This is a genomic window from Paenibacillus gyeongsangnamensis (genome assembly GCF_027533625.1).
Classification (GTDB): Bacteria; Bacillota; Bacilli; order Paenibacillales; family NBRC-103111; genus Paenibacillus_G; species Paenibacillus_G gyeongsangnamensis.
The window spans coordinates 118320-144071 of record NZ_JAQAGZ010000012.1 but is presented as its reverse complement, the minus strand read 5'-3'; the positions used below and the strand labels follow the sequence as shown (position 1 = coordinate 144071).

Annotated in this window: 26 protein-coding genes; 16 read left to right on the top strand and 10 right to left on the bottom strand. The window is 57.6% G+C overall.

Features of this window, described 5'->3' with window-relative positions; translation table 11 throughout:
- Positions 1-59: 59 nt before the first annotated feature.
- Positions 60-1877, bottom strand: a complete 1818-nt coding sequence (gene ade, locus O9H85_RS19250) for an adenine deaminase (protein ID WP_269883040.1) — start codon at positions 1875-1877, stop codon at positions 60-62.
- A gap of 575 nt (positions 1878-2452) precedes the next feature.
- On the opposite strand from ade, the gene O9H85_RS19245 reads away from it, so the two are divergent.
- Both O9H85_RS19245 and O9H85_RS19240 read left to right on the top strand, forming a co-directional pair.
- Complete coding sequence (locus O9H85_RS19245) at positions 2453-3496, top strand: nucleotide-binding protein (protein ID WP_269883039.1); 1044 nt, start codon at positions 2453-2455, stop codon at positions 3494-3496.
- Positions 3496-3669, top strand: a complete 174-nt coding sequence (locus tag O9H85_RS19240; protein ID WP_269883038.1) for a hypothetical protein — start codon at positions 3496-3498, stop codon at positions 3667-3669. The genes O9H85_RS19245 and O9H85_RS19240 overlap by 1 nt, the downstream gene beginning before the upstream one ends.
- A 147-nt stretch (positions 3670-3816) precedes the next feature.
- Here the strand turns inward: O9H85_RS19240 and O9H85_RS19235 are convergent, their stop codons facing one another.
- On the bottom strand, positions 3817-4665 hold the full coding sequence (locus O9H85_RS19235; RefSeq protein WP_269883037.1) for a DUF72 domain-containing protein: 849 nt from the start codon (positions 4663-4665) through the stop codon (positions 3817-3819).
- A gap of 340 nt (positions 4666-5005) precedes the next feature.
- Between O9H85_RS19235 and O9H85_RS19230 the strand changes: the two genes are divergently transcribed.
- The 3 genes from O9H85_RS19230 (at position 5006) to O9H85_RS19220 (ending at position 7991) form a co-directional block, all read left to right on the top strand.
- Positions 5006-6472 (top strand): FTR1 family iron permease, encoded by a 1467-nt coding sequence (locus O9H85_RS19230; protein ID WP_269883036.1) that lies wholly within the window; start codon positions 5006-5008, stop codon positions 6470-6472.
- Positions 6473-6500: 28 nt separating this feature from the next.
- Positions 6501-7238 carry a hypothetical protein gene (locus O9H85_RS19225; protein ID WP_269883035.1) on the top strand — a complete coding sequence of 246 codons (738 nt, stop codon included), beginning with the start codon at positions 6501-6503 and terminating at the stop codon, positions 7236-7238.
- 225 nt (positions 7239-7463) lie between these two features.
- A complete protein-coding gene (locus O9H85_RS19220) occupies positions 7464-7991 on the top strand; it encodes a hypothetical protein (RefSeq protein WP_269883034.1) in 528 nt (175 codons plus the stop codon).
- An 87-nt stretch (positions 7992-8078) separates the two neighbouring features.
- Here O9H85_RS19220 and O9H85_RS19215 read toward each other — a convergent pair whose 3' ends face one another.
- The 3 genes from O9H85_RS19215 to O9H85_RS19205 form a co-directional block, all read right to left on the bottom strand.
- Positions 8079-8408: an ArsR/SmtB family transcription factor gene (locus tag O9H85_RS19215; RefSeq protein WP_269883033.1), complete on the bottom strand. Its 330-nt coding sequence runs from the start codon at positions 8406-8408 to the stop codon at positions 8079-8081.
- Between the two features lie 243 nt (positions 8409-8651).
- Positions 8652-8867 (bottom strand): hypothetical protein, encoded by a 216-nt coding sequence (locus O9H85_RS19210; RefSeq protein WP_269883032.1) that lies wholly within the window; start codon positions 8865-8867, stop codon positions 8652-8654.
- Between the two features lie 104 nt (positions 8868-8971).
- Complete coding sequence (locus O9H85_RS19205; RefSeq protein WP_269883031.1) at positions 8972-9337, bottom strand: hypothetical protein; 366 nt, start codon at positions 9335-9337, stop codon at positions 8972-8974.
- 206 nt (positions 9338-9543) lie between these two features.
- Here O9H85_RS19205 and O9H85_RS19200 point away from each other — a divergent pair, with 206 nt between their 5' ends.
- Positions 9544-9879, top strand: a complete 336-nt coding sequence (locus tag O9H85_RS19200) for a hypothetical protein (protein ID WP_269883030.1) — start codon at positions 9544-9546, stop codon at positions 9877-9879.
- 99 nt (positions 9880-9978) lie between these two features.
- Here O9H85_RS19200 and O9H85_RS19195 read toward each other — a convergent pair whose 3' ends face one another.
- Together O9H85_RS19195 and O9H85_RS19190 are read right to left on the bottom strand one after the other, a co-directional pair.
- Positions 9979-10962, bottom strand: a complete 984-nt coding sequence (locus tag O9H85_RS19195) for an HD domain-containing protein (RefSeq protein WP_269883029.1) — start codon at positions 10960-10962, stop codon at positions 9979-9981.
- A 429-nt stretch (positions 10963-11391) separates the two neighbouring features.
- Positions 11392-11958 (bottom strand): hypothetical protein, encoded by a 567-nt coding sequence (locus O9H85_RS19190; protein ID WP_269883028.1) that lies wholly within the window; start codon positions 11956-11958, stop codon positions 11392-11394.
- Positions 11959-12175: 217 nt separating this feature from the next.
- Between O9H85_RS19190 and O9H85_RS19185 the strand changes: the two genes are divergently transcribed.
- Entirely contained in the window at positions 12176-13849 is a 1674-nt protein-coding gene (locus tag O9H85_RS19185; protein ID WP_269883027.1) for a glutamine--tRNA ligase/YqeY domain fusion protein, read from the top strand.
- 411 nt (positions 13850-14260) lie between these two features.
- On the opposite strand, the gene hrpB is transcribed toward O9H85_RS19185, so the two are convergent.
- Positions 14261-16756, bottom strand: coding sequence for an ATP-dependent helicase HrpB (gene hrpB, locus O9H85_RS19180; RefSeq protein WP_269883128.1), 2496 nt, complete (start codon positions 16754-16756; stop codon positions 14261-14263).
- Between the two features lie 398 nt (positions 16757-17154).
- Here hrpB and O9H85_RS19175 point away from each other — a divergent pair, with 398 nt between their 5' ends.
- The 4 genes from O9H85_RS19175 to O9H85_RS19160 all read left to right on the top strand — a co-directional run bounded on the left by O9H85_RS19175 (position 17155) and on the right by O9H85_RS19160 (position 20013).
- Positions 17155-17523, top strand: a complete 369-nt coding sequence (locus tag O9H85_RS19175) for a VOC family protein (RefSeq protein WP_269883026.1) — start codon at positions 17155-17157, stop codon at positions 17521-17523.
- Positions 17524-17849: 326 nt separating this feature from the next.
- On the top strand, positions 17850-18560 hold the full coding sequence (locus O9H85_RS19170) for a GntR family transcriptional regulator (RefSeq protein WP_269883025.1): 711 nt from the start codon (positions 17850-17852) through the stop codon (positions 18558-18560).
- Positions 18561-18727: 167 nt separating this feature from the next.
- Complete coding sequence (locus tag O9H85_RS19165; protein ID WP_269883024.1) at positions 18728-19147, top strand: hypothetical protein; 420 nt, start codon at positions 18728-18730, stop codon at positions 19145-19147.
- Positions 19147-20013, top strand: a complete 867-nt coding sequence (locus O9H85_RS19160; RefSeq protein ID WP_269883023.1) for a hypothetical protein — start codon at positions 19147-19149, stop codon at positions 20011-20013. Before O9H85_RS19165 ends, O9H85_RS19160 begins: the two co-directional genes overlap by 1 nt.
- 13 nt (positions 20014-20026) lie before the next feature.
- On the opposite strand, the gene O9H85_RS19155 is transcribed toward O9H85_RS19160, so the two are convergent.
- Positions 20027-21130 (bottom strand): Gfo/Idh/MocA family protein, encoded by a 1104-nt coding sequence (locus O9H85_RS19155; RefSeq protein WP_269883127.1) that lies wholly within the window; start codon positions 21128-21130, stop codon positions 20027-20029.
- A gap of 172 nt (positions 21131-21302) precedes the next feature.
- Between O9H85_RS19155 and O9H85_RS19150 the strand changes: the two genes are divergently transcribed.
- The 5 genes from O9H85_RS19150 to O9H85_RS19130 all read left to right on the top strand — a co-directional run bounded on the left by O9H85_RS19150 (position 21303) and on the right by O9H85_RS19130 (position 25111).
- Positions 21303-21683: a class I SAM-dependent methyltransferase gene (locus O9H85_RS19150; RefSeq protein WP_333474224.1), complete on the top strand. Its 381-nt coding sequence runs from the start codon at positions 21303-21305 to the stop codon at positions 21681-21683.
- A gap of 191 nt (positions 21684-21874) precedes the next feature.
- Complete coding sequence (locus O9H85_RS19145; protein WP_269883022.1) at positions 21875-22588, top strand: response regulator transcription factor; 714 nt, start codon at positions 21875-21877, stop codon at positions 22586-22588.
- Positions 22581-23657, top strand: coding sequence for a sensor histidine kinase (locus O9H85_RS19140; RefSeq protein ID WP_269883021.1), 1077 nt, complete (start codon positions 22581-22583; stop codon positions 23655-23657). The genes O9H85_RS19145 and O9H85_RS19140 overlap by 8 nt, the downstream gene beginning before the upstream one ends.
- Before the next feature lie 124 nt (positions 23658-23781).
- The gene (locus tag O9H85_RS19135; RefSeq protein WP_269883020.1) at positions 23782-24405 is read left to right on the top strand and encodes a TetR/AcrR family transcriptional regulator; all 624 of its coding nucleotides are present in this window, start codon (positions 23782-23784) and stop codon (positions 24403-24405) included.
- A gap of 127 nt (positions 24406-24532) precedes the next feature.
- Entirely contained in the window at positions 24533-25111 is a 579-nt protein-coding gene (locus O9H85_RS19130) for a permease (protein WP_269883019.1), read from the top strand.
- 59 nt (positions 25112-25170) lie between these two features.
- On the opposite strand, the gene O9H85_RS19125 is transcribed toward O9H85_RS19130, so the two are convergent.
- The gene (locus tag O9H85_RS19125) at positions 25171-25743 is read right to left on the bottom strand and encodes a DUF3105 domain-containing protein (RefSeq protein ID WP_269883018.1); all 573 of its coding nucleotides are present in this window, start codon (positions 25741-25743) and stop codon (positions 25171-25173) included.
- Positions 25744-25752 lie beyond the last annotated feature (9 nt).

Sequence of the window (25752 nt, the reverse complement as noted above, 5' to 3'; positions counted from 1 at the left end):
CCACATCGGACTCCGTGTTAGCGTGGGAAAAAGAGGCGTATTTTATGCGGATCCGCCCGTTATTCGACAAACAACCCCACCTTGCGGATGCCTTCCGGCGTAATCTCGACAAGCCCTTTATCCGAAAGCCTCAGCTCAGGGATCACGACGAGCGCCAGCAGCGACAGCGTCATAAGAGCGTAGTTCAGCCGGCACCCGGCCTCCTGCAATGCGCGGCTCAGCTGCCGCGAATGCTCCGCGACCTCCTCGTATGGCCGGTCGGACAAGAGACCTGCGATCGGCAGCGGCAGTACGGCCTCGCCGTCTTCCGTCACGAGCGCCGCTCCGCCCTGAATCGAGGCCACCTTCGCCGCCGCCTGGGCCATCCGCTCGTCGTCGTTCCCGATGACGAGCAGGTTGTGGCTGTCGTGCGCTACCGTCATGGCCAGCGCCGCAGTCCGGTAGAAGCCGATGCCTTCGACCAGCGCCACCGAATGCTGACCCGTACGGTGATGACGCTCGAAGACGGCGATTTTGCACAGCCCTTGCGGCGGAAGCTCCACCCGTCCGCTTCGAATCTCGACCTGAGCCGTAGACGCTTTCGTCTCTACGTGATTTTCCTGCACGCGGATCACGCGCACCGTCACCCGGCCCTCCTGCACAGGCGCGGCAATGGCGAAATCCTTCGGCTCCGGCATCCGGGCAAGGTTCACGGAATGTATAGCGTCCTCCGGATACGCCGCCTTCTCCAGCTCGACCGCCATGCGCCCATCCTCCGCAACCACTTGGCCGCCGCAGATCGTCATGGCTACGTTCACGTCGGCCAAATGCCCCTCGAGCAGCACCAAATCGGCGTAGGAGCCCGGGGTGACGGTCCCAACGTCGCGCACGACGCCGAACCGCTCGGCCGTATTGATCGTCGCCATTTGAATCGCCGTGACCGGCTTCACGCCTTGACGGATGGCATTGCGGATGACGAAGTTCATATGCCCTTCATCCACAAGCGATTCCACGCTCCGGTCGTCGGTCACCAGCATCATGCGCCTCGGGTCCAGCCCCAGCTCCGTATGCGCCTTGATCGTCTCCTCCACGTCATGCCAGGCGGAGCCGCGGCGCATCATCGCATACATGCCGAGCCTCACCCGCTCGGCCACATCCTCTTTCGTCACGCACTCGTGGTCGCCGGTGATGCCGCTGGCGGCGTAAGCGATCAGCCGTTCGTCGTCCGAGGCCCAGGTGAAATGCCCGTCGGCCGCCCGCCCCGCCCGCAGCGCCGCCTGCACCTCGCCCAGCATGCGCTCGTCGCCGTAGACGACGCCGGGGAAGTTCATCACTTCCCCGAGGGCGATCACATCCGGTCCCCAGCCGAAGGCTTCCTCTACCTCGGAGGGCCCAAGCACCGCTCCCGAGGTTTCAAGGGAAGCGTCCGTCGACGGCACGCAGGAAGCTACCTGCATATAAGCGGCAAGCGGCGTCCGCTGCGCTTCCTCGAGCATCAGCCGCAGCCCCCGGAGGCCCATGACGTTTGCAATCTCGTGGGCATCGAAGAACCCTCCCGTCGTCCCGAGCGGCAGCACCGCCCGGGCAAACTCCGTAACCGTGAGCTGCGTGCTCTCGATATGACAGTGACCGTCGAGAAACCCCGGCGCCAAATATTTTCCCCCGGCATCCACGACACGGGTATCCGGTCCGATCAGCTTATGCGCTTGGCGCCCGACGTATGCGATTCTCGCCCCCTGCACCCCGACGGACATCCCTTCCATAATTTCGCCGGAGCATACATTCACCAGTCTCGCATTCAGCACGACAAGACTTGCTTTAAGGTCTCCCCTCGCCGTCGCCACCAGCTTCGGCATCACTTCGTGCAGCGGGACGCGCTCATTCCTATACCGTACCATAAACCCCACTCCTTCCTAAGATTAGGATCGCTTAAATTTATGGATCGCCATGCATTCTCCGGATAATTGTTAGATAAGTTAACATATTCATTGCATTGTGTAAAAGGAACATAGTATTTTTTGTACAAATCAGCTCCTCTTCCAAGATAAAGAAGCATTCTTTTGTGTTCCTCACCCATTTTTATGTTAATTATAGTGACATTTATGTGCCGATAACCTTAGTTTAAGAAATAAATACGGAGGGAGGAAGCTATCCGATGTGATCGGCCATCGGGGGCACCCGAAGAAAATCGTGACGGATGTCTGCACTAGCATGAGCTTCGCACCTTCGGGGTACTGCTGAAGCCCATCACGACGATATCCCGCATGCAAGATACGCCTAATGCTTCCCAGGTCCCGTGCCGCCTGCATCTCCGCCAAGGGGTGTTACTCCTCCGCCCATTGTGTTAATATATAACAAAATCTGTATATACTGGGCTGTTCTCCTTATATAAGACCGGACTGCACAGCTATGGTATGGGATGCCTCCGGTTTGAACGGGGCCACACAGGAGTACAAGGAGCGTCTAATCTTTCATGATGGATCTGCAATCGAAGCCAAAGCTGTTTATCGGCTCCGCCAAAGAATCGATCCCGCTGGCAGCGGCCGTTCATGAAGCCTTACGCCATTATGCGGAGGTATCGCCCTGGTACGCCGGCACGTTCAACGCAATGAACTACACGATGGAGGATTTGGAGGCGGAGCTTGGCGTCAGCGATTATGCCGTATTCATCTGTTCCCCGGACGATGTCGTGCTATACCGGGAGAAACTGGTGCTTGCGCCCCGGGACAACACCGTCTTCGAGATGGGGCTGTTCTGGGGGAAGCTGCGGAGAGGCCGCGTCTTCTTCCTGGTCCCGCAAACCGCGGAACGTACTTTCGGCGGCGAGCGTATTCAGAATTTTCACCTGCTCTCCGACATGCAAGGGCTTACGCTGTTGACCTACGAAACCGGCCGCGCCGACGGCAGCCTTGCGCGGGCGGTGAGCGTCGCATGCATGAGAATCGGCGATACGATTCAGAGGTGCGGCAAGTTCCATGATCCTTACGCCGCCTTGGAAGAGGCGCGGTTGGAGCTCGCGGCGGCCGCGGACGAGATGGAGACGGATTTCTATTTGCACCAGTTTTTTATCCGCTATGCAAAGCGGGTGATGAACGACTCGAACGGCCTCTATGAGCATCTGTACGATGCATTCCGAAGCGCTTACCGGGCTGTCCCGGGCTACAATGTGGTCGGGGCCGCCGTCTGGAAAGCGAATCGCGACGGCCTGGAGCAGGTTGCCGGGAACGTCGGGAAGAAGAAGAGCTACCCTTTCAAGATCAACGAGCAGCCATCGGGCACGCAGCCCGTGATCCAGGTGGTGGAGGCTTACCTGCAGAGTCTGGAGAAATTCGTGCTGCTCCACGATCACCGCGTTGTCAAGACCTACCTGATATGTTATCCTGTAGGAAAGGATCTGCTCCTCGCCGTGCACATTTCCGGAAGACAGGCCATGTCCGGAGAGGATGTAGAGAAGCAGCTCGAGCTGAACGAGAAGCTGCTCAGCACGATCAACGACCTGTTTGGAGGCGATACCTAATGAACAGACCGTCCCGTAGCAAAGGATTACACCGTCTTCGGCCTTTGATGTCGGCAGCCGGCGCTTCGAAAGAAGGCAATAAGGTTATCGCCATTACCGAAGACGGCAAAGAAGTGGAAGGCACCGTCATTTTCGAACGGAAAGCGAATTACAAGAAGCCGGCGTTTGCCTAAAGATGAACCTCATCATCAAAGATCTCCGGAAGAGAGCACACCTTGAGTGTGCTTTTTTTGTTGGATCCGGTTAGCCTCTTTACTTGGATACTTTGAGGGTTAACCATTACCCAAATGGGGATACTCTCGGGCCTGCAGCCGCATCAATCACTCGAACATATCCATTTGTCGCGGAGGAAACGGCTTGGACTCCAAGTTCAATAGTTCCATAAGTTGCAAAGCGTTAGAAGCGGCATCGCCACCCGAGTTATTATTGAAAATGACACAAACCTCTTTGGTTTCTTTTTCAAGCTTCAAGAGCTTCTCCCTCCACTCTTGTAATTCTCCATAACTGTAACGATAAAGATATCGTACTTCTCTCCAATCTTTTGTTCGGCTTGAAGTCCAGCCTTCCGTATTTCTGCCATGGAACCGAACCACGGTTAACTCCTCATGCGTCGGTTTTAATATGGTTGGAACCGAGCCCGGAAAAACCTGGGGCTCATCGCAAATGCTATGCATCCAACCTTCTTCACGCATAAATAATAATGTCTTTTCCCGCATTTCCGGGCTGAACCAGCTTTGATGGCGAAATTCGAGGGCTACCGGAATCGTCTCCATTCGTTTCTTCGTTGCCCGCAATAATGTTACATTATTACGATTGCATTCAAACCATGGCGGGTATTGGAAAAGAACCGCCTTTAATTTTCCCGCATCCAGAACAGGCTTGACCGACTCCTTAAAACTTCGAAACATCAATTCCGTCTCAGCTTCAGAAAATGTCTGACGCGTATGCCCTGTCATGCCTTGGTAAGCTTTTATCAAGAATGAGAAATGACTTGAAGTTTCGGTTACCCAGCGTTGATACAAATCAGCCTTATGAATCGCATAATAAGAGCTGTCCACTTCAACAACTTGGAAATATTCGTTATATTCATTAAGCTTATCTTGCGGTTTAACTCCGGTCTTATATAACTCATCATGGTCTCCCCAACCGGCAAGTCCAATTGAAATCATCTTCTCACCACTTTGCTAAGTTGCAAGCCATATACTTTATTTTATCGGCAAATTGTTAATAATCCAGACCTGATTGACGCCTTGTACGGATAGGCATCACTATGCGGGAATAAAGGAACCGGCTCCAAGCGGAGTTCAGCGCGTTCATTTAGTCGATTCAGCAGCGTCCCCTTTTATCGACTAATTCTTATTTAATAGCAATTACAATTATTCATGAAACATTAACAATTAAAAAGCCAAAAAAACGATTGACCTGAGAACCGTTCTCAAGTAAACTAAACAAGGATTTATAATGATAATCATTCTCAAATTGTAATAACAAAGAAAGAGGGACGCGTTCATGCGAAAATTAGCTTCAGCCTCTCTGTTGCTTCCGCTGCTTTTCATCATGCTGCTTATGCCTTTGACCGCTGGGGCGGCGAGCCAAGGCATAGAGAACATGAATCAAGCCAAGGGCAAAATTAGCCAAACGATCGACTTGGCAAAGCAGGATTTGAACAAAGCAAAACAAAGCTACGATCAATTCCACGATACATGGATGGATGTGGAAGATAGCGTAAAGACGGACTCCAAAGCGGCCTACAAGGATATTGAGACTCAGATGGGGCAAGTCGAGTATGCATTTATGATCAATAAACAAGAGGACATACTCTCTGCGCTAGATAGCTTGCAGCAGGTGCTGATCCGGTATACAAACGGGCAGTACGCCAATGTTTCAAGTGGTAAAGAAGAGAATATCACGCTCTCCGACTTTATCACCCTTCTGGAGCAAACCAAAAACGCAGCCCAAAAGCACGACCAAGCGGAGTCGGTTAAGGCGATCGGCAAAGTAAGGGAGAGCTGGCTCAGCGTTGAAGGCAACGTCGTCGCTCAATCCGCTACGGTTTACAGCGATTCCGAACGTGATATGGTCGTTGTTAATGCGATGATCACAGGTCAAAAATATGACGACGCCGCAAAATTAGTAGACAAAATGATTGCCTACCTGACCCCTTTAGCTCAAAAATCAAGCTATACCTTGTGGGATGCGGCCATGATTCCGATTCGCGAAGGATTGGAAGCACTTCTTGTCGTAGGCGCCCTGCTTGCCTTTGTTAAGAAATCGAAGGATCAAAAAGGGAAGACGTGGATTTGGAGCGGCGTTATCGCAGGACTTCTGGTTAGTGCGGCTCTCGCTGTGATCGTTAAATTTATTTTCTCCTCAGGAGCTTTTGGGAACAACAATTTCTTGATCGGCGGCTGGACCGGCGTATTTGCCGCGGCCATGCTCCTCTATATGAGTTACTGGCTCCATAGCAAATCTAACGTTAAACAATGGAACCAATATATTAAAGAAAAAACGCAAACGGCAGTAAGCACAGGCAATATCGTGTCCCTTGGAGTGCTAACCTTCTTAGCCGTATTCCGGGAAGGAACGGAAACGGTATTATTTATCATCGGTATGGTGAATCAAATCAGCGTTCAGCAGTTGCTGCTTGGCATTTTGGTGGGCTTCGGGGTTTTAGTCGTCGTTGGCTTTATCATGCTGTATATCGGGGCTAAGCTGCCGATCCGCCCGTTCTTCCTTGTATCGAGTTTAATTGTACTGTACTTATGCATTAAGTTTACCGGACTGGGCATTAATAGCCTGCAGCTGGCCGGCGCGATCCCAACGACGAATAGCCCGCATCTGCCGAGCATCGGTTTCCTTGCCTTTTTCCCTTCTTGGCAAAGCGCAATACCCCAAATCTTGATCGTCGTCGCCGCTATCCTTGTTGTGGTGTGGGAAAAACGAAAAATCCGGCAAAGCGCTTCTGTTGCTCAATAATATAATAAACCCTTTTGGAGGAATGAACATGAAAAAGCAGCTTATGATATCTTTCATCGTCTTAACACTTTCGGCATCCTTACTTTCGGCCTGCGGCACTGCAAAAAAGCCTGAAGGAAACGCAGCCCCTGCGGCAGCGGAGGGAAAAACGGCAGCGAAGGCTCCTGAAGTTTCAGTCAAGGACGGAACGGCAAAACTGCTTTCAACCGCAAAGCAGCTGAGAAAAGCTGCGACCGCCGGGGATGAGGCTAAAGTAAAAGAAGTCGGACCTAAGCTTGAAGAGACATGGTCTACTTTTGAGGATGGGGTCAAAGCGAAATACCCTGATCTTTATGAGCAGGTTGAGAAAAGCTTGAACCCGGCCGTATCGGCATCGAAAGCGGCCAAAATAGATAAAGACGCGATCTTAAAAATTGATAACCAACTGATCCAAACCTTATTTGATCTTTCTGCAAAGCTCATTCCCGTAGATCAAGTGAAAGCGGGAGCTAACCAAATGCTTGCAACGACCGGTGAAATTAAAAAGGAAATTGCAGCGGGCAATGACGCTAAAATAAAGGAACTGGCTCCGAAGCTGGAGGAAGTTTGGAAAACATTCGAAGATGGCGTACCGCCGCGCAGTGCCGAATTGTATGAAAAAATTGAGAAGAGCTTGAACCCGGAAGTAGCCGGATCGCAAAAGAGTCCGATCGATAAGCAGGTTTTGGCTCAATTGAATGATGGCTTAACACAAGCGCTAAATGAACTTATTCAAGGACTTAAATAAGTATTATTCGATTTAAACGAAGAAGCCGTTATGCTAACATGCATGACGGCTTTTTAGTTTTGGCAAGGCGCCGAAATTCAGAAGTGTCCCGGCATACCGTTTGCCTATAACAAACCACGGATTTTATTAAAGAAAAAAATGGTTGATTCTACTCTATAAAATGACTCAGACAATATTATCCTTTTTTCATAGATTAAACTATCTCAAAAAAAGGATGTGATAAGTATGCCTCTTGGCAGAAGTTCGGGTAATCGAAGTAACCGAAACAATGTAAGCGGTGGGAACCGCAGCGGCCAACGGAGCAACGTCAGCGGTGGGAACCGCAGTAGCCAACGGAGTAACGTCAGCAAAGGGAATCGCAGCGGCCAACGGAGCAACGTCAGCAAAGGGAACCGCAGTGGCCAACGGAGTAACGTCAGCAAAGGGAACCGCAGCGGCCAACGGAGCAACGTCAGCAAAGGGAACCGCAGCGGCCAACGGAGCAACGTCAGCAAAGGGAACCGCAGCGCCCAACGGAGTAACGTAAGCAAAGGGAACCGCAGCGCCCAACGGAGCAACGTAAGCAAAGGGAACCGCAGCGCCCAACGGAGTAACGTAAGCAAAGGGAACCGCAGCGCCCAACGGAGCAACGTAAGCAAAGGGAACCGCAGCGCCCAACGGAGTAACGTAAGCAAAGGGAACCGCAGCGCCCAACGGAGCAACGTAAGCGGTGGGAACCGCAGCCACAACCGGAGCGATGAAAGCGAAGAATGAAACCGCAGCAACTGCCGGAATAACGCAAGGCAGGCAGCCGCGGTATTATCCTCCTCCGTTAACGAATCAAACCCGTGGGCCGGGACGTCAACTCTTCCCGTTCCCCGGCTCCCCGAGGTCGCAAGTGGCCTCCACCACCGCAATGAGCTCCTTCATCCGGTGAACAGCATCGTGCAGCGCAAGCGAATAAACCCGCTGCGTCCCTTTATGCTCGGTATGCACCAGCCGGTTGTCCCGAAGAATCTTCAAGTGATGCGAGACCGCGGGACGGGACAACGGGGAATGCTCGGCGATTTCATTCACCGTTAACGGTTCCTTCTCGGCGAGCAGCAATATAATATCCTGCCGGGCCGGGTCCATCATCGCCTGAAACAGCGGAATACAGGAGCGGAAGGTTTCCATAGCTTGTTTTCCCATCTTGACTAGCCTCCCCATGGTTCGTTGCCTGCCGGCTATGCCGGCTGGAAATGTCGGTAGGTTCAAACTTTTCGACTTTTTGAATGATTCCCATGGTAGCTTATCAAATCGCAGCTGTCAATCAAGGCGTATCCGACCTTTATACCAGACCAGGGGGAGCTTGCGCCTTCGGCTCTTCCCGCAGCAGCGGCCGGCATGATTGCCGGCCGCCTCTTTGCCGTAAAAGGAACGATGGCTTAGCTGCTACATCTGCGCCATCAGATCGGCGACTGCGCTGCGGACCGCATCCGCAATCCGGTTCACACCGAAGATCAGCTGAACGAGATGATCCCGGATGGAAGCAAGAATGCCGTTCTGCTCTCGAAGCACCCCGGTCTGCTGCTGCAGGGAGTGGTCGACGCCACCGATTTGCCCGGCAAGCATCGCAATCCCGATGAATAAAAAAACGACGGCAAGCACGGTCGCCGGCAGCCATACCCGGCCCCGGTTTTGCCACGATCCATGCTCTTGCCGCCGCCCGCGCCGTTCAGCCCGGTCCGCCGCCTCTTCCGCCTCCTGCTGCGTCAGGTGCTGGGGATATTCGGCGGCCTGTGGCGGGTAAACCGCATAATAAACCGGCTGCCCCGGTGAAGGCGCCCGGCCTGCACATGAGGTTTTCCCGAGGCGTCATAGTAGACCGCCACCGCGCTCTGAACGAACATCGGCTTCGATGCTGCCTGCGGTGGCGTTCCGGGAGCCGGGCAAGGATTCAAGGCTTGGCCAGCTTCCTGCATTCCCTCCATCGCATAAGGTTCTTCCTTCGCAGTCTCATACGGATAAGCCCTTTCCGCCCTTTCCTGCGGCTGCCCAGCCCCTTGTTCTTCGCTGCCGTGATGCTCCGGTCCCCGTTCTTGTCCATAAGCCGCCTGTTCCTTCGTGATGCGTTTCATGATCATCACTCCCTTGATATGGAATCAGGATTCACTAGACGGTTCGGAGCAGGACAGCCGCTTTCCGGGGATTGCACCATATTTTTCCTCCAAGTTCCGCCAAAAATGGTTCACTGCCCGCTTCACGGGGTAATCATTAGGAAACAGAAGCTTTCCTGCAGAAAGCATAGTGGAGTGGAAACCGATCATCTCTGGAGGTGTTGTCCATGGGAGGTTTGGCTTTGCTGCTCGTTGTTGCCGGAATCATCTACCTGATGTATCGCCGAAGCGCCGGGTGGCGTACGCTGAAGTCGGGAGCGGGCCCCCAAGCCGAAGAGCTGGAGGCGAGGTATGCCTATCTGAAGTCGAATCAAGTGAAGTGCAGGCTCCAATCGGATTCGCCCTCCCCCGGTATGGCAGCGGTGCACACCGCCGCCTCGGCCGTCGATGCCGCTAACCGGGAACGCGTTAAGCTGGAGGTGCATAAGAAGGATCTGGCGAAGGCTGAGCAGCTGCTTCAGCAGTTTGAGGAGGAACAGCCAGATCCGGTGAGCTTTGTGTAGCTTAGGTCCATATGGTATTGATGATCGGCCTGTTCGCGGTTTGGCGAGGAGGCCGATTTTTCTTGTTACTGCACGTTGATCCACACCGGGAAAGCCCGTTTAAATGACTTGAAAATAATGTGAGCCTTTCAATGCCTCCAGCTCCTCCAGCCGGGCCCGCGCCTCCGGATTCAACTCCCGGATCGGCACGCCTCCGACCAGCGGCTGCTTCATATAGACCTTGCGAATGTCGGCACGCAGCGCATCCGGGACCTCATCCCCGCAAGGAACGATCCGGTGCGGCTCATACAGCAGCACCCGCATCATGTCGCGGACGGCGGCCGATGGGCTGTTTTCCAGCTGAACCGTCAGCTGATAATCCGTCATAGACGGGATATGGACACGCAGCTCGGGATGGGCGTCCAGATGGACAGCGGAAGCTTGCCCGAGCAGTGCATCGGCTGCAAGAAAATAGGGGCTGAGGAAGATCAGGTTGTCGCCTGCTACCGCATTCAGCAAGTGCATGGCCGTCTCCTCATCGGTCTCCGCGTAATGATCCCGGAAACGGAGCCGCCGCACCAGCTCGGCCGGATCGAGCGAGTTCTTGCCCGCTGCCTGCGTATCCCGAAGAAAGCTGTCGAGATGATCGATCCCGATAAGGTCCGAACGATGCGTCAGAGGGGAATCCTGATTAAGCAGGTCGACCGTCCGCTGCTCCGATAAGCCGTGCCGGCGCAGGATCGAAGCGATCGGTTCGCCAAGAATCGCTTGCTCCGTTACTGCGTGATGATCCAGCCCAAGCGAGCGTTCGATGGAATGCGAGAAGGGCAAATGGCCTATATCATGCAGTATCGCAGCGGCATGCAGCTCCAGCCATTGCGGAAAAAAGTGCTTCGCCAGCGCCCAGACGCCGACGGTATGCTCGAAGCGCGAGTGACGGACCGGGCTGATAAATGCGCCGGCGCCGAAATGATGCAAATGCTTCAGCCTGCGGAGCGGAGCGCTTTGGAACAATTCGGACTCGAAGGGCTCCGGGCGGATCTCAAGCCGATAAAGCGACTCCCAAATCGGCTGTCCTTTTGCAAAAATTTGCTGAATGCTCATAAAAGGTTGCCTCCCGTTCTATGGAAGTGGAGAAAAAGTATAGCTCAAAAGGAAGCTCTTGTACAAGTCCGGGATTCGAAAATTTTAAAAGGGGATAATCTATTGAAAAGAAGCTTAGCCACCAGCGATATTCACGGATGGAAAGATCAATTTGCAGGAGCTTCTGGAGCTCGTTCAATTCGATTCCGCGCATGACACGCTGATTCTGCCTGGCGACTAGGTCGATCGGGGACCGGCAAGCCGGGAAACGGTTGAATTGGTCATGTTTTTAGTGCGGGAATGCGGGGCTGTCGCGCTTAAGGGAAGCCATGATCAGCGATTCGTCGAGGTCAAGTTGGCGGAATGCCGTCCGCTTCCCGAGCTCGTCCCGGAGCCAGGGCTAATGATACTAAGATGCAAAAGGAGCCGCCGCGCGGCCCCTCACCCCGCTTAACCTGTCAGCTCGCGGAACGTCTGATTATAGAACGTGAACTGGCTCTGCGGGTATTTGAACCCGAGCTGGAACCCCGACTCGAAGATGCCCACGGTGCGCAGCGCCTTGGTCCCGACCAGGCTCCGCACGAGCCGGTTCAGCAGCGTCCGGTTGCTCCCGCGGATCGCTCCCGCCACAAGCAGCGCGAAGCTGCGGCTGTGCGAAAGCTCCCGGTAGAGCGGCAGCACGGCCCGGGCGATGCTCCGGTGGACCGCCGTATTGAAATAAAACTGCGTCGTTCCCGGACGAAGCGACGTGCCGTTCGTATACACCTCGATCGGCTTCGGCGCGGGGAAATCGACGAAATATCCGATGCCGTTCGTCGCCAGCGACGAAAACACCCGGCTCGTGAGCCCGACCTGACGGAGCAGCGTCCACTGCAGCGCAAAGCTGCGGTCGGTGGCGATCCGCTTATAGAACGGGAGCATGGCCCTGGCGGTCTGCTGCAATACCCTTGCCGTGACGAAACGGTTCGAGTTCGCCGCGGCCGCCTCTCTCTTGCCCTTGCCCGTTGCACCTGCCACTTTCAGCAACCTCCTTCTTTTGCCCTTGTATCCAGAGTATGCTGCGGCCCCGATCCGGGTGCAGGCCGTGTCCGCACTTGTCAAATTCCCCCTGAATTCTGGCGGAATTCATAGAATCTACGCGCAAAAACCATTATATTTAGCCGATTTTTTGTGTATTATAGTAGTTATAGATTTTTTGGCAGTCATTCATTCCCGCGAGAAAGGTTGATTATCTTTGGAAACGACTAAACCGGCGCCCGCCTCCTCTACAAACTATATTAAAAGCATCATAGCGGAAGATTTGAAATCCGGCAGGGAACAAGAGGTCGTCACCCGCTTCCCCCCGGAGCCGAACGGCTATTTGCATATCGGACACGCCAAGTCGATCTGCCTGAACTTTGAGACCGCCGACGAATTCGGAGGCCGGACCCATCTGCGCTTCGACGACACGAACCCGCTGAAGGAAGACACGGAGTACGTCGAGTCGATCAAGGAAGACGTCAAGTGGCTCGGCTTCGATTGGGAGAAGCTGTTCTTCGCCTCTGATTTCTTTGATGAAATGTATGAAAGGGCCGTCCTGCTGATCAAGAAAGGCAAGGCGTACGTCGACGACCTGTCCGCCGAGCAAATCCGCGAAACCCGCGGCACCCTTACCCAGCCCGGCCAGAACAGCCCGCATCGCGACCGCAGCGCCAGTGAGAACCTCGACCTGTTCACGCGGATGAAAGCCGGCGAGTTCAAGGATGGCGAGAAGGTACTGCGCGCCAAGATCGACATGGCTTCGCCGAATATGAACATGAGGGACCCGGTGCTGTACCGGATCGCCCATGCGCATCACCACAACACAGGCGACAAATGGTGCATCTACCCGATGTATGACTTTGCCCATCCGCTGGAGGATGCGATTGAAGGGGTCACCCACTCCATCTGTACGCTGGAATTCGCCGACCACCGTCCGCTGTACGACTGGACCATCCAGGAATGCGAAATGGAGAACGTGCCGCACCAATATGAATTCGGCCGTTTGAATATTACCAACACCGTCATGTCCAAGCGCAAGCTCAAGCTCCTAGTCGACGAGAAGGTCGTAGACGGCTGGGACGATCCGCGGATGCCGACGATCTCCGGCCTGCGCCGCAAAGGCTACACGCCGGAAGCGATCCGCGAGTTCTGCCGCGAGATCGGCGTCGTGAAGAGCAACAACAGCGTCGTGGACGAGAAGCTGCTGGAGCATTTTGTCCGCGAGGATCTGAAACTGAAGGCTCCCCGTACGATGGCCGTGCTGAACCCGCTCAAGGTCGTCATCACGAACTATCCGGAAGGTCAAGTGGAGACGCTGGAAGCGGAGAACAACTCCGAGAACGAAGCGATGGGCGTGCGCCACATTCCGTTCTCGCGTGAAATTTACATCGAGCAGGACGACTTCATGGAAGAGCCTCCGAAGGGCTACCACCGTTTGTTCCCGGGCAACGAAGTCCGTCTTAAGCACGCTTATTTCATCAAATGCGAGGACGTCGTGAAGGACGAGGCGGGGAACGTCGTCGAGCTGCGCTGCACCTACGATCCCGAAACCAAGAGCGGCACCGGCTTCACCGGACGCAAGGTCAAGGGCACGATCCATTGGGTGGAGGCGACCCGCGCCGTACCGGCCGAGTTCCGCCTGTATGAGCCGCTCATCCTCGATGAAGAGGCGGAGGAAGGAGACACCTTCCCGGGCAACATCAACCCGAACTCGCTCGAGGTGCTGCAAGGCTTTGTCGAAGACAACATGAAGGACGCGAAGCCGCAGGACAAGTTTCAGTTTTTCCGCCACGGCTATTTCAATGTGGACTCGAAGGACTCGCAGCCCGGCAAGCCGGTATTCAACCGCAGCGTATCGCTGAAGAGCTCGTTCGATGTGAAGAAGTAAGGTTGAAAGAAACCGCACCCGGAGCGGCTGGATCGTCAGCTGCCCGGGTGCGGTTTTTTGCTATTCGAGGAATAATAATAAATATTTACTAAAATTTGCAGAAAAGCAAAGCTATTCCTATGCTCCTCCCTTACTTGCCCTCCGATACCGCAGAGGCGTATGAAGATGGCTGCTTTCTATAGGGACTATAGACGAATACCGTAATCTTATCCGGTCTGCCAAAAAGAGGCGGTTCTCAGGTCATCTCGAATGACCTAAGAACCGCCTCTTCTTTCTATGGACAACGGCTGATCTTTAAGAGCCTTCCGGCTTATATAAAAGGCAACGCCGCCGGCCTCATTCACCGCGCTAACAAGGAATTGCGGACATAATATCGCAGCATTATGGGAAATCGTGGGATCGCCGGCCCGATCAAGTCCGCGGCTTCGTCCGGCTCGTCGGAACCGCCGCCGTCGGATCGTCCGGCCAGTAGTGCTTCGGGTAACGGCCCTTCAGGTCTTTCTTGACCTCGAAGTAAGTCGTCCGCCAGAAGCTCGCAAGGTCCCTCGTCACTTGCACCGGCCGGGAAGCCGGCGACAACAGGTGAACGGTCAGCGGCACGCGCCCGCCGGCGATGCGCGGCGTGTCGGCGAGACCGAACATCTCCTGCAGCCGCACGGCCAGAACCGGCGCTTCGGGGTCACTGTAATCGACCGGAATGCGCGAGCCGCTCGGGACCGTGATATGCGTCGGCGCCAGCTCGCCGAGCTGCCGGCGCTTGTCCCACGGCAGCGCCTCTTCGAGCAGCGATGCCAGTGATAGCGACTGCAGCGATTCGCGGCTCTTGCGGCCGTCCAGATGCGGCGCAAGCCAATCCTCCAGCGTCGCCAGCAGCGCCTCATCCGACGCATCCGGCCAGGAGGCGTCGATCCGGTGCAGGAAGACGAGCCGCTGCTGCAGCTGACGGGCGGACTTGCTCCATGGGAGCAGCCCAAGCCCTTCCTCGCGGATGCCGGTAAGCAGCGCGGCAAGCGTCTCTTCGGGAGCCGGGCTCGCGAGCGGACCTTCCCGCAGCACGAGCGCGCCCAGCCGCTCGCGCCGGCGGGCGCGGACCGCTTGTGCTGCCCGGTCCCAGGCGATCTCGCGCTCTTCCCGGATGCGGTCCGCGAAATGTTCCGCGAGCTCCGCCTCCTCCAGCGGGGCCGCAAGGAAAATGCGGCTCTCGGGCCCTTGGTCATCCAGCTCGGCGGCGACCAGGTAAGGCTCGGCCGAGAGCGGCTGCAGCTCGGGCAGGACGGCGCCGCGGCCGCCTGCGAGCAGGAAGCGGCCGGTCCCGCGCCGCTGGGCGATGCGGTCCGGGTACGCGAAGCCGAGCAGCAGCCCGCAGCGGTCCGCCGGCGCGCCGCCGTCCGCGGCCAGGCCCAGCGCTTGCTGCAGCTGCCTCGCCTCGGCGCGCAGGCTGCGCAGCACGGCCGGGTCCGCGCGGTAGCCCGGCGGAGCCGCCCCGCGGCGCAGCGCCTCGACGCGCAGCCGCAGGTCGGCGCTCGGCGGGCCGCCCTCGGCGCGCAGCGCGTCGCGCTCGCCGAGCAGCGCCGCAAGCTCGCACGCGAGCAGCGCAAGGCCGAGCGGCACGGCCCGCAGCAGCATGTGCGCGAGCCGCGGGTGCAGCCCGAGCTCGGCCATGCGGCGCCCGTGCGCCGTGATCGCGCCGCCGGCGTCGACCGCGCCGAGCTGCTGCAGCAGCTCGCGGGCCTGCGCCATGGCCGGCGCGGGCGGCGCGTCGAGCCACTGCAGCTCGGCCGGTTCCGCTACGCCCCAGGCAAGCAGCTCGAGCGCCAGCGGGGCGAGGTCGGCCTCCAGTACCTCCGGGGTACTGCGCGGGGCAAGGCGCCGGTCCTCCTGCTCCGTCCACAGCCGGTAGCAGACGCCGGGCGCCACGCGCCCCGCACGCCCCCGCCGCTGGTCGGCCGACGCCCGCGAGACGGGCATCGTCTCGAGCCGGGACAAGCCGGTGCGCGGAGAGAACCGCGGCACGCGCATCAGTCCGCTGTCGATGACGATGCGGACGCCTTCCACCGTGAGACTCGTCTCGGCGATCGACGTCGCCAGCACCACCTTGCGCTCCCCGTTCGGACTCGGGGCAAGCGCGAGATCCTGCTCCTCCTGCGTCAAGCTTCCGTACAGGGGAGCCACCCGAATCGGGCCCCTCCCCTGCCGGATGCCCGCCGCCGCCAATCCTTCCGCGGTGCGCCGGATTTCCCGTGCGCCCGGCAGGAAGACCAGCACATCCCCCTCGTACCGGTCGAGCGCTTCCAGCACCGTTTTGACAACAGCCGCTTCGATTCGACCCGTTACCGATTGTTCCACGTGGCACGTTTCGACAGGATAGCTGCGTCCCTCGCTCCGGACGACCGGCGCATCGCCGAGCAGTATGGCAACCGGCTCCGCTTCCAGCGTGGCGGACATGACCAACACCCGCAGGTCTTCACGAAGCAGCGCCTGCGCTTGCAGCGCAAGCGCCAGTCCCAGATCCGCCTGCAGGCTCCGTTCATGGAACTCGTCAAAAATAACGAGTCCCACACCCTCCAGCCCGGGATCGGTCTGCAGCATCCGGGTCAGTACCCCCTCGGTGATGACCTCGATCCGCGTGTTCGGCCCAACGCGGGTATCGAGCCGCACCCGGTAGCCCACGGTTGCCCCCACGGCTTCTCCCAGCGCCGAGGCCATATAGCGCGCGGAAGCCCGGGCGGCGAGCCGCCTCGGCTCCAGCATCAGAATGCGCTGCCCCTGCAGCCAAGGCTCCCCCAGCATCGCCAGCGGAACGCGAGTCGTCTTGCCGGCTCCCGGCGGCGCGACCAATACGGCTCCGTTGTGGTGCCGCAGCGCCTCCTTCAGTGCAGGGAGCGCCTGCTCGATTGGTAGTTGCATGCTCATTCTCCACTCCTGTTCCCTTTCCAACGGTTATCGTACCCGCATTATACCATAAGCCCGGTAAGTGGAGAGTCCCTTACGGTCTGCACCGCAACTTCGGCTATCATAGGCCGGTTGGTTTGTTTTGCTAAGAGTGCCACCGTTATCCCGCATGCCCAACAGGTTCGGCCGTCCATGCCCGAGATGGATGCTGGACCATAATGCAACGAAAACTTAAAACCCGCCGATCGAATCGGCGGGGAGCTAGTTGGATAATTTTGAAGAATCCGGGCAGCATCCTTTCCTTGACAACTTTCGGCCCGATGCATACATTTGTATTCATGACGCTCCGTATCTGGTACGGGCGCCTTTTTCTCGCGTGTGGTGCTTAGTAAATATACCGGAGGGCGGCGAAAATGAGCGTGATCATCGATCGTTTGGATCACTTGGTGTTGACGGTAGCGGACCTGGAACGGACGCTGGATTTTTACACGAGGGTGCTCGGGATGGAGGCCGTTACGTTCGGCGCGGGCCGCAAGGCGCTTCAGTTCGGCTGTCAGAAGATCAATCTTCACGAACGCGGGCGCGAGTTCGAGCCGAAGGCTCGGCAGCCGGTGCCGGGCTCGGCCGATCTTTGCTTTATTACCGAGATGCCGATCACTCAGGTTATGGAACATCTCGGGAGCTGCGGCATACAGCTCGAGGAAGGCCCGATCGAGCGGACGGGCGCGGTCGGCCCGATCGAATCGGTGTACGTCCCAGGACCCGGACGGCAATTTGATTGAAATCTCGAATTACAAGACGGCGTAGCGGACTTCGCCCACGCTAAAGGCCCTGTTGTCCGTGAAGAGAACAGGGCCTTTTCATGTGATTTCACTCATGACCGAAGATCAGTAAACGCCCCGACCGCATCATGTAAGAAATCGACGATTCCGGCGACCTGGGCCGTTCGGAAGCGGCTTACTCCTGCAGGTTCCTCCGATATTGACTGGCCGCAGACCCCGGCCACAGCCAAAGCCTCCGTTCCGAACATGACGCCTTCTCACACTTGACAAACCCGCTCTCCCCTCTTCAAAATTAGAAATCATAATGCTAGAGGAGCAGAATTTACGTGCAAGCAAAGCAGGCATTCGTCAGAAACCGACTCGAACAAATGATCGGCACCCGCTTCCAGGTCGGCGACAAGCTTCCGTCCGAGCCCGATATGGCCCGCGAGCTGGAGGTCAGCCGCGAAACGTTCCGCGCCGCCGTCAAGCTCCTGGAGCAGGAAGGCAAGCTCCGCGTCAAGCATGGCGTCGGCACCTTCGTGGTGCGGCCCCTGCCCACCATCCCAAGTCCCTTGGAGAAGCTGTTCAGCATCGGCAGCATGATCCGTTCCGCCCGGCTCGAGGAAGGCGAGAGCCGCATGGCGCTTCGCGAGGAAGGCTGTCCCCCCGAGACGGCGAAGGCATTGGGCCTTGCCCCCGGGGACCCGGTTATCGTGCTGGAACGCATCCGTACCGCCAACGGCGAGCCGGTAGCCTTTTCGGTCAATACGCTGCCGAAGTCGCTGGTCGGAAACCTCTTCAGCGAAGCGGATTTTTCCGGCTCCCTGCTATCTTATTTCAAGAACAAGCTTGGCCATAAGCTTGTAACGGTCGATTCGGAGATTGCCGTACCGCTTCCGACCGACCGGTACGTCCAGCAGCTCGTGATGAATCCGAACTCCACCGTGCTTCTGATGAAGCAGCTCCACTATGACGAAGGGAACCGGCCGCTTCTCTACTCGCTCGATTATTTGCGGAACGACGTATTTACCTTCCACATCCGCCGTACGCTGTAGCGCTTCCTGTTGGGCCGGTCCGATCCCGGTCCGGCTCCTCCTTCCGCCTCTTTTGGCCTCTTTCGTTTACAAACATTTAATATACGGTTGACAGCCGTCTAATCAATAAGCGTTAGGCTTAAGGAACAAGCTCTTGGTTTCTACCCTGAACCCGAGGAGGCCCGCTTATGGAAATTTCCATTCAACAGGATTACAGGCTGAGCTTTACGCTGGAAGCCCCTTGCTTCGCCGAGCTCCATCTCACCGCCCGTTCGGAGAGCGACTGGTGCCGGACGAACGGCGAATCTGCCTTGCTCCAGCTGACCTTGAACGGCATTTACAATCAAGATATCGTGTTATTTTACGGGAACCGGCCGCTGGTATATCCCCGCGGTCTCGGATGGCTGGAGCCGGGCTCTTACGAGCTGAAGCTGTCGTGGCACCCGGCCTCGTCGCCTGAAGTGCGGCGGGCGTTCATTGAGGAGGCCGAATCGAACGGATCGCGCCGGACCATCCGCTGGCCCCGGTTTACCGTCATTTGCCCATCCTCTATGGCAGAAACCTGTCGCACCCCTATGAAAGCCGCTTTACCGACACGCCCCTCCTGATGTTCTATACGCTTACGGAGGAACCGGTAAGCACAACGATCGAATACCATATTATCTACAGCCATGAGGATGCCGGCACGCCCGCTCCGCTACTCCTGTCCAAGTGGGGCCGCCTGACCGACATCGAATGGACTTACCGGGTCGTGCTCGATGCCGAAGGCGTCGTACAAGAGGCCGTATATCAAGGCCCGCACCATGTGACCTCCCGCTTCCGCGGGCTGTACGGCTTGGGCGGACTGCCTATGCTGCAGGCGGCCACCGACAACGGCATGGTCACGGATATTCCGGACTCTTCATATCGATTCCTGCTGGCGCCCGTCATGCGCTGGGAGCCGCACCGAGAACCGCGGGAACGCATCATGGACGCATTCCCTTTCACGTATCCGATGATGGCCTGGGAGGCGCTCCGCCATGAGCGGCCCGAGGTCCCCGCGAATCCGGCAACCACTGCGCTTGCCGATCCCAGGTGCTACCTGTACGTTCAGACCTCCAAGATGACCGGGCGGCCGGAGCAGAACCAGGGTACCTCGATCGACATCCGCGTGAAGCTGAAGGACGACGATCGCTGGTACTCCAGCTCGTTCGGCGATCTGCGGTTAGACGGCTTCCGGGCCGCTTACGACGGCCCTTATCCGCAGTTCTCGACGACGGTAAAGCTGTACGACGGTATAGCGCTGAACCGGATCGAGCGAATCGAGGCGGTGCTGCTTCCTGTCGGAGCGGGAGCCATAACGGTAAAGGGGCTGAAGGCCTTCTTCCTCGGGCCGGACTACCTTCCCGAACGGCCGCTGATCGTCGAAGGCGAATGGAAGCTCAGCCGGCGGCGTCCGTCCGCCCCGCTGTGGCAGGCGCTGCAGCCGGTCTAGACCTCCCGCCCGTTTACTCCGCCCACGGCTGGCGGACGGACTTGACCGTCTCCCCGGTCCGGATGGCCTGCTCGATGAGCAGGCCCAAATAATGATCCTGCGACGCCTCCGCCAAGCTGTAGAAGCTCGGTCCCCCGGCGGCATACGCCGCCATCTTCTCGAGACTCGTCGCGATGGCGATCTCGTCATCATACAGCCTTGCCGGCAGGAACGGATTCCGGTAAATCCATTGTTCGCCGGCCATAATCCCCTGCATGTAATGGCCTTCCAAATTTTCCTCTTCCCCGCTGTTGATCCGCTTCAGCTCCAGATGCAGCGGGGTGGCGTAATTCGCCAGCACCGTAAGGCGGCGGTCGAACAGCTCGCCCCGGTCCCCCCGCACCGACAGGTGGTTCGACCGGACCCAGGCGCGGTGCTGGTTCCTCTCCCAGTCATACACGCCCAGCTTCCCGCCGAAATCCAGCCAAGCCAGGTCGCGGGGCACCGTGATCGTCCGTTCCTCGAGGGGTGGGCCACTGCGGTCCGGGCCCGCCACTACCGGCGATTCGAAGCGCATCGCGCGGATGATCGCATCCTCATAACCGATTCCCAGCATATGCCGCATCAGGCTGACAGCATGATACAAGTGAGAGATGGATACGGTCGCCTGTGTGATCTTCCCCAGCCGCCCTCCGCGGATGAGCGCCAGTCTTGCCGCGTGCATCGGCTGGAACAGATACTGCTCCGCCACCTGGATCTTGGCCTTCTTACTTGCCAGCTGCTTATAGAGATGGACCAGCTCTTCCAAGGTCGGCGCGGGAGGCGTCTCTCCGAGTGCCGGAACGCCGTGATCGGCCAGCTCCATCAAGTACCCTGGATTCGCGCCCCCGCTGACCGAGACGACAGCGAAATCCGGGGTTTCCTTCGCCAGAAGGGCCTCCAGCGTCCGGTACGTCGGTACACCCCACTGCCGCTCCATTGCCAGTCCCTTGGCTTCGTCCCTCACTACCATGCCGCTCACGCGGAACTGTTCCGGGAGCGCCTCCGCGATACGCAGGTAAAACTGCGCCCGGAAGCCCGCGCCTCCGATAATGCTGAATTTGGATAAGCCCCGTTTCGCCTTCTCCCCATGCTCCATAACTGCCCGCTCCTTCCGATGGACCCCGTTCCCGGGTCCCGATGGGATGTGTACTATCCATTTCATCATACCTCAGATTCTTCAGAAACCCTTCACAATTTTTTTCGCTCCATCTGCAGAATTGTTCGATAAGGTAAGATTAGAATGTTTCATGAGGGGAGAAAGCCGCCATATGATGAAAGATCTGCAAGAAAAACTGTTGTTTCCGTATAAATTCACGTGCGCTCCGAGACAAATCGGCAGCGTGACGCCGAGCTCCGCCTGGCTTGCCGAGAAGATGCTGGAGCCGGTCGACTGGAACCGTGTCGAGGCCGTAGCGGAGCTTGGCGCAGGCACCGGCGCGATCACCCGCTGCCTGGACCGGGTCAAGCCGAAGCGGGCAAAAGGGCTGTTGTTCGAGAAGGACCCGCAGCTTCGCAGCCGGCTGACGGACGCGTTCCCCGGCTATTCCTGCTACGAGGATGCCGAGCGGCTTCAGACGGCCTTGCAGTGGGAAGAAATCGAAGGGTTCGACTTCATTCTCGGCGGCCTCCCGTTCTTTAACTTCCCGTAATCCGAGCGGGACCGGCTGCTGCAGCAAATTACAGCTTCCCTGAAGCCGGAAACCGCAGCTGAGCCGGGTCTTCCACATCGAGCAGGTACGCTTCGTGCCGCTGAGCTTACCTCCCGCTTTTGTCTATGTATGCCGGTTAATCACCCCGTGAGAAGTGGGAGACACTTTTTCCAAAGTATGGTACATTTGCAATGAGACGGGAGGCGATCCTATTGACGATAAACGTATTGGTGGCCGACGACGATGCGGAAATCCGCGACGTGGTCAGCATTTATTTACGCAACGACGGGTACCGGGTGATTGAGGCGGAGGACGGCGTGCAGGCGCTCGAGAAGCTTCGCCGAGAAACGGTCGATCTGGTCATTCTTGATGTGATGATGCCCGGTATGGACGGCATGAAGGCTTGTCTCAAAATCCGCGAGCAATCGGACATTCCGATCATCATGCTGTCGGCCAAAGGAGAGGATCTGGACAAAATCACCGGTCTTACTACCGGAGCCGACGATTACGTAAGCAAGCCCTTTAACCCGCTGGAGCTGATGGCCCGGGTCAAGGCGCAGCTTCGGCGGCGGAAATTGGCCGGTACGGGCGGCCAGGCGGCTCTCGGCAAGCTGCTGGAGATCGGCGATCTCACTATCGATAGGGATCGGCATCTCGTGACGGTACGGGGCAAGGAAATCTCGCTCACGCCGCTCGAATTCTCCATCCTCGAGCTGATGGCCGGCCACCGCGGGCATGTGTTCAGCGTAGAACGCATTTACCAGAGCGTGTGGAAGGAAGATAAATTTTTGTCGGATAACACCGTGATGGTGCATATCCGGAACATCCGGGAGAAAATCGAGGTGTATCCGCGCGAGCCGCAGTACATCAAAACCGTGTGGGGAGTGGGATACAAAGTTGAATAAAGATTTCTTCACGGCCCTGAGCTGGAGAAAAAGCTTACGGATCAAGATGTTCGGCTCCTTCCTGTTAAGCTTCACTCTGGCGGCGCTGCTAACCAATCCGATCGATGTCCTCATCCCCGGGACGCTCGGCAAGACGATTTCGTTCTCCCTGCTGTGGGTGCTCTTCCTGCTGTTCTTCTTCCTGTTCAACCGCCAGACCGTCCGTTATCTGCGGACGCTCGCCGACGGGCTGATGGCCATCGCCCATGGAAGGCTGGACTACCGTGTGCCGCTAACCCGGCGGGATGAGCTGGGTAACGTGGCGCAGAACATCAATTACATGGCGGAGCAACTGCAGAGCATGATGCTCAAGGAGCGCCAGTTGGAGAAATCGAAGATGGAGCTGATCACGAGCGTATCGCATGACCTGCGAACGCCTCTGACGAGCATCATTGGTTACTTGAACCTGCTGCAGCATGACGATTACGCCGATCTCGACGAACACAAGCGGTATATCCGGAACGCTTATAACAAGACGCAGCAGCTGAAGAAGCTGATCGACGACTTGTTTGAATATACGCGGCTGTCCGGAGGAACGGAGCGGCTGTCGCTGCAAACCATCGACCTGAACGGGCTGCTGGAGCAAATCATGGGCGAATTCGAGCCCATCGCGCTCGAGCAGGGGCTGACGGTCCGGCACATCCGCATGGCGAACGGGCCCGTTTACGGAAAGGTCGATGTGGAAAAATGGGTCCGGGCCGTCGACAACCTGCTGATGAACGCGCTCAAATTTTCACTCCGGCCCGGGGACATTACGGTCCGCCTCTCCCAGCGGGACGGGAAGATCGTCCTCTTGGTCGAGAATGAAGGCGAGCCCGTGACGAGGGAGCAGGAGCCGCTCTTGTTCGAGCGCTTCTACAAGGCGGACCCTTCGCGGAGCGGTCATTCGGCGGCCCCCGGCGCCGGTCTGGGGCTCTCCATTGCTCGAAATATCATAGAGCTCCACGGCGGTCGCATCGGGCTGCACCACGAGCACGGACACTTTACCTTCTATATCGAGCTGCCGCGGGAAGAACAGCCGGCCGGTTGACAAGTGCAGGCGCCCGCACGGAAAATATTCCTTGACGACCCGAGATTCGCCGGTTATATTATAACCAACGGTTAGTAACCAATGGTTATAATTAATCCAAGCGGTCCTTAAGGAGCGATCCATCATGCCCGGCAAACAGGAACTTCGTTCCGAGGAAACAAGAAAAGCGATCCTGCAAGCGGCCGGCGATTTATTCGCGACGCGAGGCTTTGATGCCGTGACGATGCGCGAGATCGCCAAGGCGGCCGGCTGCTCACATACGACCATTTATATTTATTACAAGGACAAAGAAGCGCTGCTGCACCAGCTGTCCATGCCCCCGCTCCGCGAGCTGCAGGAACGGTTCGAGCGGACGCTCGGCGCCGCAGGACATCCGGACGGCCAGCTTCAAGAGGTTAGCCTCAGCTTCATCCGATTCTGTCTCGCGAACCGCAATATGCACCACTTGTTCTTCATGACCGGGAGCGAACGGGTCGACGCGGCCTCCCCGCGGTCGGAGCTGAACGCTCTGCGCAATGCGCTGTTCGGTCTCCTGCAGCATGCCGTCGGCCGCAGTCTCGGCCTTGCAGCGGAGGACCCCCGGCTTCTTGCCTTCAGCCGGATTTACTTTTATATGCTGCACGGCATCGTCGGCACCTACGCTTCATCGGAGGAACCACCTCAGACCCTGCTGGAGCGGCTTACTCCCACCTTCGAGGAAGCGGTTGACGTCATGCTGTGCGGCTTCAAGGAACGATTGAACCGATAATAACCGGGACCGCCCGGAGGAAGAGGCGTGAGGTTATGAATTTTATCTTATTCATCCTGCTGTTTACTGTGCTGTGCGGCTGGCTAGATTCGCGGCTTGCAAGCTCGCCCCGGAAGGAGGCGCGCTAATGTTCGCAGGACACTTCGGGCTCGCCGCCGCCGTCAAAGCCAAGGAACCGGGAACCCCGCTGTGGGCTCTTATGCTCGGTACGCAGCTATTGGATGTCCTCTTCGTTCCGCTCCTGCTGAGCGGCGTCGAATCGTTCGACCCGGCCGGGGGCACCGGCTATAGGGAAGCGGTCATTCATGCCGACTATACCCATTCTCTTACAGGCGCACTTCTGATAGCCGTACTGGCCAGTCTGGCCGGGGGCAAAGCGTGGGGAAGGCGCAGCGGGCTTGTGCTCGGCTCCGTCGTCTTCAGCCACTGGCTGCTCGACCTGCTCGTGCACCGGGCCGACCTGCCCATCCTCCCGGGAAACCTCGGGCAGCTTCCGCTGCTCGGACTCGGGCTGTGGCAGTTCCCTTGGCTCAGCATGGCGCTGGAGGCTGCGCTGATCGTTCTCGGCGCAATCCTGTACTTCCGCTCCGCCCTCTCGCGCAGCGCCGCCGCTCCGCACGGGGCTTCCCGTGCCCGGCTCGCCGGAGGCGTCATGACCTTGCTGCTGGCGCTGGCCCTGGTCACCGATGTGCTGGGCATCGGGTAGATGCCCTGCCTGTCTAAGCACAAGAAGACCGACGGACTCACTCCGTTCGGTCTTCTATCCTACTGTCTGGGGTGATGATCGATCCCCTTATATGCATTGATAAAATCTTTCACCTGCTTCTCATCGAGCCGGTCCAGTCGCAGCATGCGCCCCCAAGCCGTTAACGTAATCGCGTTTCCCATGGCAGGATACGGATTGACAAGTACGAACTCCGGATACCCCTCGACGATCGTCTCCAGCTTCTTCACGGAATCCGCATCCAGCTTATCGTTGTAATAGATGACAACGCCGGCGTCCTCCAGATTATGAACCAAATATTCCTTCGGCACCGGCTGTTTATGAACGCCCCATCCGGCGATATTGGCCATGTGCGGCCCGGAGGTCGGAGGATCGGAATTATAAGGCGTGTGCGGCGAATCCACAGTCGGGATGTGCGACTGATCCTTCAGCACTTCAATCTTCTCCCCCGGCGACGGAGCGCGGTCCATGGCCAGCACCGCAATGCAGCCGATGACGACGAGGCCTGCCGCCGACCAGCCGATCCGGCCCCACTGCTTGCGCCGCTTGGCCTCGAGCTGCCTCTGAGCGTACCGGTCCTGCTTATAGGTTGTTTTCTTCGATGTCTGACTCATTCGTACCTG

Coding starts and splice junctions, on each gene's coding strand:
- ade (WP_269883040.1), bottom strand. CDS start 1,877: ATGGTACGGTATAGGAATGAGCGCGTCCCGCTGCACGAAGTGATGCCG.
- O9H85_RS19245 (WP_269883039.1), top strand. CDS start 2,453: ATGATGGATCTGCAATCGAAGCCAAAGCTGTTTATCGGCTCCGCCAAA.
- O9H85_RS19240 (WP_269883038.1), top strand. CDS start 3,496: ATGAACAGACCGTCCCGTAGCAAAGGATTACACCGTCTTCGGCCTTTG.
- O9H85_RS19235 (WP_269883037.1), bottom strand. CDS start 4,665: ATGATTTCAATTGGACTTGCCGGTTGGGGAGACCATGATGAGTTATAT.
- O9H85_RS19230 (WP_269883036.1), top strand. CDS start 5,006: ATGCGAAAATTAGCTTCAGCCTCTCTGTTGCTTCCGCTGCTTTTCATC.
- O9H85_RS19225 (WP_269883035.1), top strand. CDS start 6,501: ATGAAAAAGCAGCTTATGATATCTTTCATCGTCTTAACACTTTCGGCA.
- O9H85_RS19220 (WP_269883034.1), top strand. CDS start 7,464: ATGCCTCTTGGCAGAAGTTCGGGTAATCGAAGTAACCGAAACAATGTA.
- O9H85_RS19215 (WP_269883033.1), bottom strand. CDS start 8,408: ATGGGAAAACAAGCTATGGAAACCTTCCGCTCCTGTATTCCGCTGTTT.
- O9H85_RS19205 (WP_269883031.1), bottom strand. CDS start 9,337: ATGAAACGCATCACGAAGGAACAGGCGGCTTATGGACAAGAACGGGGA.
- O9H85_RS19200 (WP_269883030.1), top strand. CDS start 9,544: ATGGGAGGTTTGGCTTTGCTGCTCGTTGTTGCCGGAATCATCTACCTG.
- O9H85_RS19195 (WP_269883029.1), bottom strand. CDS start 10,962: ATGAGCATTCAGCAAATTTTTGCAAAAGGACAGCCGATTTGGGAGTCG.
- hrpB (WP_269883128.1), bottom strand. CDS start 16,756: ATGCAACTACCAATCGAGCAGGCGCTCCCTGCACTGAAGGAGGCGCTG.
- O9H85_RS19175 (WP_269883026.1), top strand. CDS start 17,155: ATGAGCGTGATCATCGATCGTTTGGATCACTTGGTGTTGACGGTAGCG.
- O9H85_RS19165 (WP_269883024.1), top strand. CDS start 18,728: ATGGAAATTTCCATTCAACAGGATTACAGGCTGAGCTTTACGCTGGAA.
- O9H85_RS19160 (WP_269883023.1), top strand. CDS start 19,147: ATGTTCTATACGCTTACGGAGGAACCGGTAAGCACAACGATCGAATAC.
- O9H85_RS19155 (WP_269883127.1), bottom strand. CDS start 21,130: ATGGAGCATGGGGAGAAGGCGAAACGGGGCTTATCCAAATTCAGCATT.
- O9H85_RS19150 (WP_333474224.1), top strand. CDS start 21,303: ATGATGAAAGATCTGCAAGAAAAACTGTTGTTTCCGTATAAATTCACG.
- O9H85_RS19145 (WP_269883022.1), top strand. CDS start 21,875: ATGAGACGGGAGGCGATCCTATTGACGATAAACGTATTGGTGGCCGAC.
- O9H85_RS19135 (WP_269883020.1), top strand. CDS start 23,782: ATGCCCGGCAAACAGGAACTTCGTTCCGAGGAAACAAGAAAAGCGATC.
- O9H85_RS19130 (WP_269883019.1), top strand. CDS start 24,533: ATGTTCGCAGGACACTTCGGGCTCGCCGCCGCCGTCAAAGCCAAGGAA.
- O9H85_RS19125 (WP_269883018.1), bottom strand. CDS start 25,743: ATGAGTCAGACATCGAAGAAAACAACCTATAAGCAGGACCGGTACGCT.